The sequence below is a fragment of the Hyalangium ruber genome, assembly GCF_034259325.1.
GTDB lineage: Bacteria > Myxococcota > Myxococcia > Myxococcales > Myxococcaceae > Hyalangium_A > Hyalangium_A rubrum.
In genome coordinates this window covers 25,082-37,896 of sequence record NZ_JAXIVS010000026.1, presented here as the reverse complement: position 1 = coordinate 37,896, position 12,815 = coordinate 25,082, and the positions used below count along the sequence as shown (strand labels likewise).

The 12,815-nt window shown below is 69.4% G+C and carries 10 protein-coding genes; 4 read left to right on the top strand and 6 right to left on the bottom strand.

Annotated elements, in window-relative coordinates; translation table 11 throughout:
• Positions 1-62 precede the first annotated feature (62 nt).
• Positions 63-2,546, top strand: coding sequence for an ATP-binding protein (locus SYV04_RS41920; protein ID WP_321551730.1), 2,484 nt, complete (start codon positions 63-65; stop codon positions 2,544-2,546).
• 4 nt (positions 2,547-2,550) lie between these two features.
• On the opposite strand, the gene SYV04_RS41915 is transcribed toward SYV04_RS41920, so the two are convergent.
• A complete protein-coding gene (locus tag SYV04_RS41915; RefSeq protein WP_321551729.1) occupies positions 2,551-3,780 on the bottom strand; it encodes a Glu/Leu/Phe/Val family dehydrogenase in 1,230 nt (409 codons plus the stop codon).
• 101 nt (positions 3,781-3,881) lie between these two features.
• Here SYV04_RS41915 and SYV04_RS41910 point away from each other — a divergent pair, with 101 nt between their 5' ends.
• Entirely contained in the window at positions 3,882-4,382 is a 501-nt protein-coding gene (locus SYV04_RS41910; protein WP_422724029.1) for a helix-turn-helix domain-containing protein, read from the top strand.
• A gap of 47 nt (positions 4,383-4,429) precedes the next feature.
• Here SYV04_RS41910 and SYV04_RS41905 read toward each other — a convergent pair whose 3' ends face one another.
• On the bottom strand, positions 4,430-6,871 hold the full coding sequence (locus SYV04_RS41905; protein ID WP_321551727.1) for a DEAD/DEAH box helicase: 2,442 nt from the start codon (positions 6,869-6,871) through the stop codon (positions 4,430-4,432).
• Between the two features lie 68 nt (positions 6,872-6,939).
• Between SYV04_RS41905 and SYV04_RS41900 the strand changes: the two genes are divergently transcribed.
• Complete coding sequence (locus SYV04_RS41900) at positions 6,940-8,034, top strand: sigma-70 family RNA polymerase sigma factor (protein WP_321551726.1); 1,095 nt, start codon at positions 6,940-6,942, stop codon at positions 8,032-8,034.
• A 36-nt stretch (positions 8,035-8,070) separates the two neighbouring features.
• Positions 8,071-8,637, top strand: a complete 567-nt coding sequence (locus tag SYV04_RS41895) for a hypothetical protein (protein WP_321551725.1) — start codon at positions 8,071-8,073, stop codon at positions 8,635-8,637.
• A gap of 8 nt (positions 8,638-8,645) precedes the next feature.
• Here the strand turns inward: SYV04_RS41895 and SYV04_RS41890 are convergent, their stop codons facing one another.
• From SYV04_RS41890 to SYV04_RS41875, 4 genes are all read right to left on the bottom strand, one after another.
• Positions 8,646-10,205, bottom strand: a complete 1,560-nt coding sequence (locus SYV04_RS41890; protein WP_321551724.1) for a beta-ketoacyl synthase N-terminal-like domain-containing protein — start codon at positions 10,203-10,205, stop codon at positions 8,646-8,648.
• A gap of 31 nt (positions 10,206-10,236) precedes the next feature.
• Positions 10,237-11,727, bottom strand: coding sequence for a DUF6250 domain-containing protein (locus SYV04_RS41885; protein WP_321551723.1), 1,491 nt, complete (start codon positions 11,725-11,727; stop codon positions 10,237-10,239).
• Between the two features lie 77 nt (positions 11,728-11,804).
• Positions 11,805-12,512, bottom strand: coding sequence for a hypothetical protein (locus SYV04_RS41880; RefSeq protein WP_321551722.1), 708 nt, complete (start codon positions 12,510-12,512; stop codon positions 11,805-11,807).
• 9 nt (positions 12,513-12,521) lie between these two features.
• Positions 12,522-12,782: a DUF2379 family protein gene (locus SYV04_RS41875; RefSeq protein WP_321551721.1), complete on the bottom strand. Its 261-nt coding sequence runs from the start codon at positions 12,780-12,782 to the stop codon at positions 12,522-12,524.
• Positions 12,783-12,815: the final 33 nt, after the last annotated feature.

The following is a 12,815-nucleotide window of genomic DNA, read 5'->3' as shown; positions in this document are numbered from 1 at the left end:
AGCAACGCAGGAAGAAAGGCTCCACGGTTCTCTCGAGACGTTCGGGAGGCAACGCGCCGCGCGTGGCCCCGCGCAAGAAGCCGAAGGCTCCCAAACGGAGCCTGAAGCCCGAGGCTTCCGTGCGGAACCAGCTGGCGGCCATGGCGGATCCGCTGGGCCTGCTAGAGGGCCTGTTCACCCACTCGCCCGTGCCCTACGCCGTCTTCAGCGCCGAGGGGCAATGCCTGCTCATCAACCCCGCCTACCGGGAGATGTTCGGCGCCGAGCCTCCGCCCGAGTACAACCTCTTCCAGGATGAGGTGACGCGTCGGCAGGGCGTGGACGCGCTCTTCCGCCGGGCCTTCCAGGGCGAGACGCTGCAGACGCCCATCTTCTGGTACGACCCGAAGGAGCTGAAGCACATCCAGGTGCCGGAGGCGAAGCGCGCCGCCATCTCCTGCTCCTTGTTCCCGCTGAAGGGCCCGGGAAACGAGGTGCGCCACGTCGCCATCGCCTACAAGGACGTGACGGCCGAGCTGACGATCCGCGACGCGGAGGAGGCGCGGCTGCAGCGCGTGCTGAAGGCGGGCGGCCTGGGCCACTGGCAGCTCGAGCTGGCCACGGGGAAGCTCCAGTGCTCCGAGGGCTTCAAGGCCACCTTCGAGCTGCCGCCGGAGGCCGACCTGTCCTCCTTGCCGAAGCTGTGCCCGCTGATCCACCCCGAGGACCAGCCCGCCATGAGCGAGGCCATGGAGCGGGCCATCTCCCAGGGCGTGGACTACGCGGCCGAGTACCGGGTGCGGACGCCCGAGGGCGCGCTGCGCTGGGTCGTGGCGCGGGGCAGCCCGGTGCGCGGGGCGGATGGCACCGTGGTGGCGATGACGGGCATCACCCTGGACGTCACCGAGCTGCGGAAGGCCGAGGGAGAGCGCGCGCGGCTGGTGCGCGAGCTGGCCGAGGAGCGGGCGCGGCTCCAGGAGGTGTTGGACAACCTGCCGGCGGGCGTCATCCTCGCGGAGGCTCCCAACGGGCGCATCACCTTCGCCAATGCGCAGGTCGAGCGCATCCTGCGCAAGCCCCCGCCCGCCGCGGAGAACCTGGAGAGCTATCAGAAGTGGGTGGGCTTCCGCGGGGATGGGCAGCGGGTGGAGGCGCACGAGTGGCCCCTGGCGCGGACGCTCCAGGGAGAGACGGTGGATGGCGATGACATCCTCTTACGCAGAGGGGACGGCGTCATGGCCTGGGTCCGGGTAGGTGGGGCGCCCATCCGCCACGAGGGCCGCATCACCGGGGGCGTGGTCGCCTTCTACGACATTCAGCAGGAGAAGCGGGCGCAGGCGCGGCTGCGCGCCCTGGCGGATACCTCGACGGTGCTGGCCCAGGCGACGACGGACTTCAACGCGGCCCTGGAGCAGCTGGCGCGGCTGGGCGGGGAGACGCTGGGCGAGTGCTGCGTGCTGACGCTGCTCGATGAGGAGAGCGGGACCCTTGATGTCGTGGCCGCCTACCATCCGGACCCCGCGGCCCGGAAGCTGATCAAGACCGCCATGTATGGGCCCTTCCAGCATGCCGAGGGACCGGCCGTGAAGGTGGTGAAGACGGGCCGCCCCATCCTGCAGGTACGGATTCCCCAGGAGGGGCTGCTCGAGTCCATGCCGCCCCCGACGCGCGAGTTCGTGGAGCGCTTCGGTCTGCACAGCTCCCTCCTCGTACCGCTGCGCGCCCAGGGACGAATCATCGGCACGCTGGGGGTGTCCCGAGGGCAGCCCGGACACCCCTACACGCTGGAGGATCAGGACTTCCTGCAGGAGATGGCGGACCGGGCGGGGCTCACCATCCAGAACATGCGCCTGCTCAAGACGGCGCAGGAAGCCGTGCGGCTGAGGGATGACTTCCTGTCCGTCGCCAGCCACGAGCTGAAGACGCCCCTCACCCCGCTGAGCCTCAAGCTCCAGTCCCTGGAGCGGATGACCGCGGGAGAGCAGGCCGTGGATGCCACCGAGCAACTGGCCCGTGACGTGGAGATGATGCGCCGTCAGGTCAAGCGCCTGTCGGACCTCATCAATGATCTGCTCGACGTGGCGCGCATCAGCGGCGGGCGCCTGAAGCTGGTGCTGGAGGAGGTGGACCTGCTGGGCCTGGTGCTCGAGGTGGTCTCCCGCTTCGAGCTGGAGGCAGAGCGGACAGGGGGCCGGCTGGAGGTGCATGCCGAGGAGCCCATCCTGGGGAACTGGGACCGGCTGCGGCTGGAGCAGGTGGTGACGAACCTCTTGTCCAATGCCCTCAAGTACGGTGCGGGCAAGCCCATCCACGTGCGCGTGGAGGCGGTGGACGGCCACGCCCGGCTGACGGTGCGAGACGAGGGCATCGGCGTCGAGGCCAAGCTCGTGGGGCGCATCTTCGAGAAGTTCGAGCGCGCGGTGTCCGACCGCCACTATGGCGGGCTCGGGCTGGGGCTCTACATCACCCGGCAGATCGTCGAGGCGCTGGGCGGCACCATCGCCGTGGAGAGCGCGCCCCACCAGGGCGCCACCTTCACGGTGAGTCTGCCGCTGCTGCCCTCGTGAGCCGTTAGATGCCGCGCATCACCGTGGCCTTGCCCACCCGGCCGATGGCGAGGATGAAGGCGGCGGTGCGCAGCGGCACCTTGCGCGAGCGGGCGATCTGCGCCACGCGCTCGTAGGCCTCCTTGATGGTGCGCTCCAGCTCGGCGTTCACCCGCTCTTCTTCCCACGCCATGTGCTGCAGGTTCTGCACCCACTCGAAGTAGCTCACCGTGACGCCGCCGATGCTGGCGAGGATGTCGGGCACCACGAGGATGCCGCGCTTCTCCAGCAGATCGTCCGCCTCGGGGGTGGTGGGGCCGTTGGCGCCCTCGATGATGAGGCGGGCGCGCACGGCGTTGGCGTTCTCCCGGGTGAGCACGTGGCCGAGCGCCGCGGGGATGAGCACCTCGCAATCGGTGGCCAGCACCTCCTCGTTGGAGCAGGGCTGGCCGCTGGAGTAGCCCGTCACCGTGCCGGTGCGCTGCACGTGCTCGAAGAGGCTGGGGATGTCGAGCCCCTGCGGGTTCTTCACGCCGCCGAGCACGTCCGCCACCGCCACCACCGTGGCGCCGTCCTCCCAGAGCAACCGCGCCACGTGGCTGCCCACGTTGCCGAAGCCCTGGATCGCGAAGCGCGCCCCCTTCATCGGCAGGTGTACGTCGCGGAGGATCTCCCGGCAGATGTAGAGCAGCCCGCGGCCGGTGGCGGCCTCGCGGCCCTTGGAGCCGTAGAGCTCTAGCGGCTTGCCCGTCACCACCGCCGGCGAGTGGCCATGGAAGCGCGAGTACTGGTCCATGATCCACGCCATCACCTGGGGGTTGGTGTTGACGTCCGGGGCGGGGATGTCCCGGGTGGGGCCGATGACGTCCTGCACCTGGTCCACGTACTTGCGCGTCAGGCGCTCCAGCTCCTTGAGCGACAGCTGGCTGGGGTCGCACGTAATGCCGCCCTTGGCGCCGCCGTAGGGCAGGTTGGCCACGGCCGTCTTCCACGTCATCAGCGAGGCGAGCGAGACGCACTCGGCCTGATCGAGCCGGGGGTGGAAGCGCAGGCCGCCCTTCATGGGGCCGCGGCTGTTGTCGTGCTGGATGCGGTAGCCGGGGAAGGTGCGGATCTCCCCGGAGTCCATCTCGATGGAGACCTGCACCTTCACCTCGCGCAGGGGCGTGGCGAGCAGCGTCTCGATGGGAGTGCCCACGTCCATGATGCGCGCGGCCTTGCGGAAGTAGTAGTTGGTCTCCTCGAAGGCGTTCATGGGTGAGTGACTCCCTCCCGACGGATCAGGGGCGATTGTGGGGTGCAGGTGGAGCGGGCGCGAGAAATTAGCCGCGGGGGTGGGCTAGCATGACGGACGGAATGCGGCCCGGTCCGACGCACGCCCCGGAGACGAGCGGTTACCTGCAAGGGCTCGCGCGCCGAATTCGTGCCCTGCGCGAGCGGAGTGGGCTGACTCAGGAGGACTTCGCCGCGCGCTGCGGCATCTCCGTGAGCTTCGCCTCGCTGCTGGAGCGAGGGGAGCGCAGCCCCAGCTACGAGACGCTGCTCCAGGTGGCGGCGGCGCTGGGGCTGCCGCTGTCCGAGCTGTTCCGGGCCGAGGAGGAGGACGAGGCCGGAGCGGAGCGGCTGGTACACTTCGCCCGCGCGCGCGGGCTGTCGCGTGGGGACGTGGACCGGCTGATGGCGGTGGCGGAGCTGATGTTCAGCGAGTCGCGGCCCCGTCCGGAGCTCAGGCCCCCGGAGCCGGAGGGCTGCGCGGAGCCCGGGTGTGGACGCCCCGTGCTGGCGCGCGGGCTGTGCGTGGCGCACTACCACCGCGCCCGCAGGGCCAGGACTCCCTCCGGAAGAGGGGCGGAGTGAGGAGCTCAGGCCCCCACCCCGGTTGAGCTGTCGATACATCGAGACGGTTACCGCTTCCTCGCCCGTTCGATCTTGAGGGCCTTCTCGCCGTGCTGCTTGCCGTTGAGGGCCTCGAAGGCGGCGGCGTCCTCATCGGCGACGAAGACGTAGGCGTACGTGGTGCGCAGCTCCACGCGGACCACCTTGCCCGCCGGAGCGCCGAGCCCCTCGAGCGCGGCGGTGACAGCGGCGTCATCCAGCCCGTCCTGCTTGCCCAGGCCGACCCACATGCGGGTCTGCCCCGGCACCTCGGGCGCCTCCTCCTTGCGCTCGCGGCGACGGTCGTCGCGGGAGCCACGAGGGCGGTGGCGCTCGATCTTCAGGGCCTTCTCGCCATGCGGCTTGCCGTTGACGGTCTCGAAGGCGGGAGCATCGGTCTCGGCCACGTAGGCATAGCCATAGGTGGGCCGCAGCAGGGGCCGGAGCACCTTGCCAGCCGGAGCACCCGCGGCTTCCAGCGCCGCGACGAACTTCGCGTCGTCCAGGCCGTCATCCGTGCCCAGGTTCACCCAGAGCTTCACCTCGCCGGGGCCGGCGTCGGGCGAGGGCGCGGGGCGGGGGGCTCCCTCTGGGCGCTCGCTGCGCGGGCGGCTCTTCTCCACCCGCAGCGTCTTGGTGCCGTGCTGCTTGCCGTTGAGGGCCTCGAAGGCGGCGGAGTCCTCCTCGGCGACGAAGACGTAGCCGAAGGTGGGGCGCAGCTCCGCGCGGACGATCTTGCCCACCGGCGCGCCCGCCTCCTCCATGGCCGTGGCGATGCTGCCCGGGCCCATGCCATCCGCGGTGCCCAGGTTCACCCACAGCTTGGCCTCGCCGGGGCCCGCCTCCAGCGACACACCGGGGCGCCGGGGCTCATCCCGACGGGGAGGACGCGGCTGGCGCTCGCCGTGCTCACCGCGCGGAGGACGCTCCTTGTCACGGTCGCGGTCGCGCTCTCGGCGTTCACCCCGCTCACCGCGCTCGCCCCGCTCCTTGCGGCCCTCGCGGCCCTCGCGGCCTTCCCGACGCTCGCGCTCCTCGCGCCGGCCCTCGGGCTTGCGCTCCGGGGCCTGCTTCTCGGTCTCCTGCGCGGCCTGCACCTTCTCCATGCGCAGGTGGCTGAAGAAGTACTTGAGCAGGAAGGCCACCAGGTCATCGGCGTCCGAGCGCTGCTTGAGCTGAGCGGCCAGCGGGAGGAAGCCCTCGAAGACGCTGCCCGAGGCGCCCTCGCGGATCTCCCTCAGGTGGCGCTCGGTCCACAGGTGCATCGCTTCTTCAGGAGCAGGCATGTCACGCTTCTCGAACTTGATGCCGTACTTCTTCTCGAGCACGGTGTAGGTGGCCAGCTCGCGACCGGAGAAGAGGTTGATGGCGGTGCCCTTGTTGCCGATGCGGCCGGTGCGGCCCACGCGGTGCAGGTACACCGCCGGGTCCTCGGGCAGCGAGTAGTTGATGACGTACTCCAGCCCGGAGATGTCGATGCCGCGGGCGGCGATGTCGGTGGCGACCATGAAGGCCACCTCGCCGCGCTTCACCTTGCCCATCACCCGCTCGCGCTCCTTCTGCGGCAGGTCTCCGTTGAGCAGGTCCGCGTCGAAGCCGTTGCGGTTGAGCACCGCCGTCACCAGCGCCGTGTCGTCCCGCGTGTTGCAGAAGATGATGGCGTTCTGGGGCTCTTCCTTCTCCAGCACGTAGATGAGGTTGCGCGGCTTGGGGAAGGCGTCCGACACGTCGTAGCGGATGTGGTGGATGTGCTCCACCGTGAAGACGTCGCCCGAGAGCAGCAGCGTCTCCGCGTTGGTGGTGTAGCGGGCAATCAGGTTCTGGATGTCCGTGGGCACCGTGGCGCTGAAGAGCAGCACCTGGCGGTTCTTCGGGAGGCGGTCGAGGATGCGGGTGACTTCCTCGTAGAAGCCCTGGTTGAGCATCTCGTCGGCCTCATCCAGCACCGCGTGGTCGCACCCGTCGAGCTTGAGGTTGCCGCGGTTGATGTGGTCGAAGACGCGCCCGGGCGTGCCGACGATGATGGGGGTGCCTTCCTCCAGCGCGTCCTCCTGCTGCTTCATGGAGGCGCCACCGTAGATGGCCGCGACCTTGATGCCCTTGTGCTTGCCGAGCTGCTTCAGCTCGTCGGCCACCTGGAGCGCCAGCTCGCGCGTGGGGCAGAGGATGAGGGCGCGAACCCGGCGCTCGTCAGCGGGAATCTTCTCCAGCAGCGGCAGGCCGAAGGCAGCCGTCTTGCCCGTGCCCGTCTTGCTGCGAACGATGAGGTCCCGTCCCTCCATGGCGGGCTTGAAGGCCTTGGCCTGCACGGGGGTGGGGTGGGTGTAGCCCCGCTCCGTGATGGCGCGCCGGATGGGCTCGGAGAGGTTCATGTCCTCGAAGCTGATGTCCGCGATGTACTCGGCGGGACGGCTCGAAGCTTCGGTGTCGGGGGTGCCTGACGCGGTCGGGTCTTGCGGAATGTCGCTCATCAAGCAGGGGCATAACCCCTGCATTACCCTCTGGCAACATTCGACTTTCTTTGCTGTATGGAGTCCCCATGGCGATTGGGAGGAAGAGAACCAAAGGAACGACCTCCCGGCCCCGTGCGAAGCGGCCGGGCGCCCCCTCCGAGGCGGAGGCCTCCGAGGCCGAGGCCGAGGTGGAAGTCGAGGCAGCGGAGCCGGAGGCCCTCGAGCCCGCGCCCGAGGAGCTGGTCGAGGCGGAGGCCGAGGTGGGGGACGTGGAAGCCCCCGTCACCACGAGCGCGCTGGTGCCCGCGGGCGAGTCGGGAATTACCCGGAGGGATCCGCTCCAGGCCTACATGGCCGAGGTGACGCGCCACCCCCTGCTGACGCGGGAGGAGGAGTACGCGCTCGCCAAGAACTACCAGCAGACCCAGGATGTGAAGGCGGCCTACCGGCTGGTGGCCTCCAACCTGCGGCTGGTGGTGAAGCTGGCCCACGAGTACCACCGCAACCCCCTGTCCCTGCTGGACCTCATCCAGGAGGGCAACATCGGGCTGATGCAGGCGGTGAAGAAGTACGACCCCGATCGCGGAGTGAAGCTCAGCTCGTACGCCGCGTGGTGGATTCGCGCGTACATCCTCCGCTACATCATGGACAACTGGAAGATGGTGAAGCTGGGGACGACGGAGGCCCAGCGGAAGCTCTTCTTCAAGCTGCGGCAGGAGCAGGACAAGCTCGTCGCCCAGGGCTTCGAGCCCAGCCCCAAGCTGTTGGCCGAGCGGCTCAACGTCACCGAGCAGGACGTGGTGGAGATGGACCAGCGGCTGGGGCACGACGAGATGTCCATCGACGCGCCGCTGGGGGACGACTCGAAGAGCACGCGGGCGGACCGCTTCCTGCCCTCGTCCGCGGCGGGGGCCGAGGAGCGCCTGGGCAACGAGGAGCTCAAGGAGCTGTTCCGCGAGAAGCTGGCCGAGTTCGCCCAGTCGCTGGAGGGCAAGGAGCGCTTCATCTTCGAGAACCGGCTCACCTCCGACGAGCCGCTCACCCTGCAGGACATCGGGGACAAGTACGGGGTGAGCCGCGAGCGGGCCCGGCAGATCGAAGCGGCGCTCATCAACCGGATGCGGGACTTCATGCGCGAGCGCATTCCGGACTTCGACCTGGTGGCCGTGCCCAAGGGCTGAGCCACGGTGGGGTTACGCCGTAAGAGGGGGTGCCATATGCCGCGTCTCGAGCGATGTGGATGGACCGTGGTGCTGGCCATGGTCATGCTGACGGGGTGCAGCGCGGCCCAGCGTCGGGAGAACTTCCTGAGGGACCGGGCGGCGGAGCACGTGTACGCGAAGCCCCTGTACGAGATCTGGCCGCCGGTGAAGGCGGCGCTGGAGGCGCGGGGCTACTCGTGGCGCGAGGTGCCCAACCGCTTCGTGCTGGAGACGGAGTGGAAGGAGAACGGGGGCGGCACGCTGGCCCACTCGTTCACCAAGTACCTCATCGAGGGGATGGTGCTGCGCAGTGGGGGCTCGCTGCTGCGGGTGATGCGCGCGGATGCCTCCTCGCAGCCCACGGCGGTGGTGTACGCGCCGAGCACCGGCAACAACAGCACCCGGGCCATCAATGATTCGCTGACGAACGCCGCCAACAGCAACACCACGGGGATGACGCAGACGCAGCATCGGGCCTCCCGGGACCTGGAGTTGGAGCTGGAGCTGCTGCGCGCCATCGACCCGGAGGCGGCCGCCGCGTTGGACGCGGAGGCCCAGGCCCGCTACCCGCTGAAGAAGTAGACGCCCGCTCAGCGCCAGGAGCGGGAGATGACGCAGGCGTTGAGGCCGCCCACGCCCATGGAGAGCTTGCCGGCGAAGCCCTCGGGCACCGGCGTCTCGCGGTTGTAGACGAAGCGGCCGTGGACCTTGCCGATCTCCTTGTTCAGCTCCGTCTCCTGCAGCGGGGTGGCGAAGAGCTTGCCGCGGGCATAGCCCAGGTACTGGGCCGTCAGCTCCCACCCGCCGCCGGCGGACATGCCGTGGCCGAAGGTGCCCTTGCGCGCGGTGACGAGCACCGACTCGGGCATCATCCCGCGCAGCGTCTCCACCTCGAGGAAGTCGCCTGGAGTGGCGGTGGCGTGCAGGTCCCAGCTGCCCACCTCGGTGGGCGCGCAGCGCGCGGAGGCGAGCGCCGAGCGGATGGCCGCCGTGGGGCCCTCCTTCGAGGGAGTGATGATGTGGTCGGCGTCCGCGGTGAGGCCCACGGCCACCGGCTCCATGCCCAGCGGCTTGAAGCCCTTGGCGGTGAAGTGCTCCAGGTCTCCCACCACCCACACCACCGCGCCGCCCGACACGTGCGTGCCGCGCAGGGCGGTGAGCGGCTTGGACACGGTGCCATCGGCGGCGAGCACGCGCGCGTTGTAGAAGCCGCCCACGGTGAGCGCGTGCGGCGGCGGATCCGTCATCCCCAGCACCACGGCCTTGGCATCCCCGCGCTGGATGGCATCCATCGCCAGCTTCAGCCCGTAGCCGAACGAGGAGCACGCCGCCACCGGGGCGAACGTCATGCCGGTGAGCTTGCCCAGCATGGACACCTGCGCCGCCGGGCCGTTGTGGATGTTCCACAGCACGTTGGCGGACACCGAGTTCCACGGCGGCTCGGGCGCGTTCCACTTCTTCTGCAGCTTCGCGGTGCGGGTGCGCTTCTCCTTGATGACGGCGAGCTTGGCGGACTCGACATCGCCCTCCACGCCCATGCCTTCAATCTCGCGCAGCTCGCCCAGGTACTCGCGCAGCTCGGGGGACTGGGCCGTCCAGTACTCCCACCAGGCCTCCTCGGCCATGTCGCGATCGGCCTCCGCGACCGTCTCCGGGGCGGGGGGCATGTCCGGGCGCGCCTCGCGCGTCTCCAGCCACTGCCTCAGCGCCGCGTTGCGCGAGGGCTCCGACCAGAAGCGGTTCCACCGCCGCTGGGCGCGGTGGTGATCCAGGCTGATGTCATAGATGGTGGGCAGGTCGCCCAGGCCCGTGCCGACGTAGACATGGGACTGGATGCCCAGGGCCTGGAGCTCCTGCTCGAGGCCGGGGTTCTGACGCAGCGACTGGATGAAGGCCGCCAGGGCGTACTGGGTGGGCAGCCCCATCTTCTTCTCCAGCTGGGAGAAGCGGCTGGCGGGGAAGCGCTCGTCGATCCACGGCTTGTAGTCGGAGAAGTGGAAGTCCGGCATCCCCACCAGGAAGTTGTCCGGGCCGAAGCCGTTGAACGGGGAGAGCCAGCTCTCGGTGGAGGCCAGGTTCCGCTCGAACGCCTCGATGTCCTTGGATCGGGGAGCAACGACGCCCCAGCCGAAGATTCCCACTCTGCGCACGTGTCTGTACCTCGAGGCCGCCTGCCAGGGGCTACAGCGGCTGTATCTTCAAGTTGTCGAAGTGAACCTTCGTCTTCCAACCCGAGAACCCGAAGTATTGGTTCCGCGCTCCTTCGAGGGGAGAGGGGTCTTGGAGGGAGAGGAAGGGCTGGCCGTCGACGCTCCAGCTGATGGAGCCGTCACGGCGGGTGATGGTGAAGTGGTAACGCTTGCCGGGCACCACGGCCGCGCCGTCACGGACCGCGCGATCAGGGGTGTGCTCGTTCTGCCGGGCGATGGCCGACTGGGTGTTGCGCCAGCCGCCGAAGATGAAGACGTAGCCGCTGGCCGTGTACTGGAAGCGCAGGTCTCCGGCGTAGAAGCCCCGGCCGTCGCCCCAGGCCTCGACCTTGATGTCGCCTTCGGGATCGTCCGTCCAGGCGTCGAACTCGATGGTGGCGTTGGTGGGGATGGGACGCTTGAGCCACACGGGCCGGTTGTGCGTCAGCTGCAGGGTGAGCGCGCCGTTCTCCAGCTTCACCGCCGAGGGGCCGGTGGCGTTCCAGTCCTCTCCCAGCGTGTCGCGATCGAAGGAGTCGGCGAACGGCCCGGGCGGGGGAGTGGGCGGAGGAGGCGGGGCCACGAAGGTGGGCTGCGAGCCATCCAGCGGCACGACGCGCAGGTTGTCGAAGACGAGGTTGGACTCGAAGCCCGAGAGGCCGAGCCGGTCATGCCCCGGACCCTTGAAGGGGAAGGGGTCGTTCAGCTCGAGGAAGGGCTGACCATCGATGCTCCAACGCAGCAGCGAGCCACGTCGCTCGACGCGCCAATGGTAGGTGCGCTGCACCTGGACCGGGAGGGTGTTGGACTCGACACGCACTTGGGTTCCGGGCTTGAACAGCCCCGCGCTGACGAGATCTACCTCGTTCCGCCCTACGTTCTCAGCCAGGCGGGCGGCCTGGCGCTGGAGTGACTGCAGAGAGGGCGCGTTGAGCTCCTTGCGGGCGATGACCGACAGGGAGTTGTTCCACCCGCCATGCACCAGCACGTAGCCGGAGCCCGGGTCCGAGCCATCGCCGAACAGCTCCAGGCGGATGTCGCCGCCGGGGTAATCCGAGCGCACGTCGAACTCGACGGCCACGTCGTCCGGCAACCGGGCCTGGAGCCAGAGCGGGTTGTTCTTCACGGTGGGGGCAATCAGCTCGCCATTCACCACGCGCCAGTAGGCGCCGACGGCATGGAAGTCACGCCCCACCACGGATGGGTCCGAGAAGTCCTGGGTGTACGGCACCTGGGCGGTGGCGGCGGGTTTGCCGCGCAGGAACACGTAGTGGAGCAGCGGCAGCTGCGTCAGCAGGATGACGACGACGAGCACCGCCCAGCCCCGGCCGGACAGGCCTTCGGGCTTTACCCAGGGCATGGGAGCGGTGGGCGCCGTCTCGCTGACGGCTGGCGCCGCCTCTGGCGAGCTCTCGGCGCTGGGGGGACTCTCCTCGCGCGCCTGCTTCGCCTTTGCCTTCTCCTTGCGCTTGGCCTTACCCATCGCCGTCGGTGGTGTTTCCTGGAGGGGGAAAGGGCGCGGACTCTACGCGCCGCACCGCGGCACGTAAAGCATGCCGACTACTTGACGCCCCAACGCTTCTCGAGCGCCTTCTCCTCGGCCTTGCGCAGCCTCAGGCGCTCCTTCTGGGCGCGCATCTTCTCCATCTCCTCGGGAGAGGGGCGCACGGCGATCTGGTAGACACTGCCGGCCAGGGCGAACAGGCCCGCGGCGATGATGACGCCCCAGGGCTGGCTGGCCATGGTCTCCACCAGCCCGCCGAACTGGTGCAGCGCCGCCAGGGCGCCGATGACGAGAATCCAGGCGCCGACGATGGAAGCCACGATGGCCCCCACGAATCGGTGGAGGATGGCGCCCACCAGGCCGCCGATGATGAGGGCGGGGGCGAAGCCGAGCATGAAGTCCGAGGGCCCGGCCAGTTGCCCGGCGGCCAGCCCGAGCGGGATGCCCACGCCCAGGAAGGTGATGGCCGGCGGGACGACGAAGCCCACGATGGCCAGCATGGTGGCCACCACGGTGGGGGCGCGCGGGTCTATCTCCGCCAGGCCGAAGCGGGCGGCGATGACGGGCGTCCACATCAGCCCCATGAGGGCGCCCACGGGGCCGGACACCACCCGGAAGAAGCGCCCGCCGCCGAACAGCAGCAGGGAGAGGCCCAGCACACAGCACACGATGCCCGCCCACATGGGCAGGAGGCGGTAGATGGCCACCCAGCCCTGGGGGTTGAAGGACTGATAGGCCTTGAGGGCTTGGATGAGACCTTCCACGGCGTCTCCTTAATAGCGCGAGAGCGCCAGCGCGACGAGAAGCCCGAGGATGGCCAGCACCAGCACGGCGAAGCCATACACGGGAAGTGGAGTCTGGGTGCGGCGCAGCAGCTCCTCGGCCTGGGCGCGGTCCTCGGGGCTCGGTTGAGTGGCGAGGATGCGACGGGCCTCCCGGCGGGCGCCGGCCACGTCTCCGGCCTCCATCTGCCTCCAGGCCGCGAGCATTTCCGGAGAGGCCGGATCCTTCGGCGTTTGTCCGCCTTTCGCCATGAGGGGCCTCTATAGCGGGGAATGCAACGACGC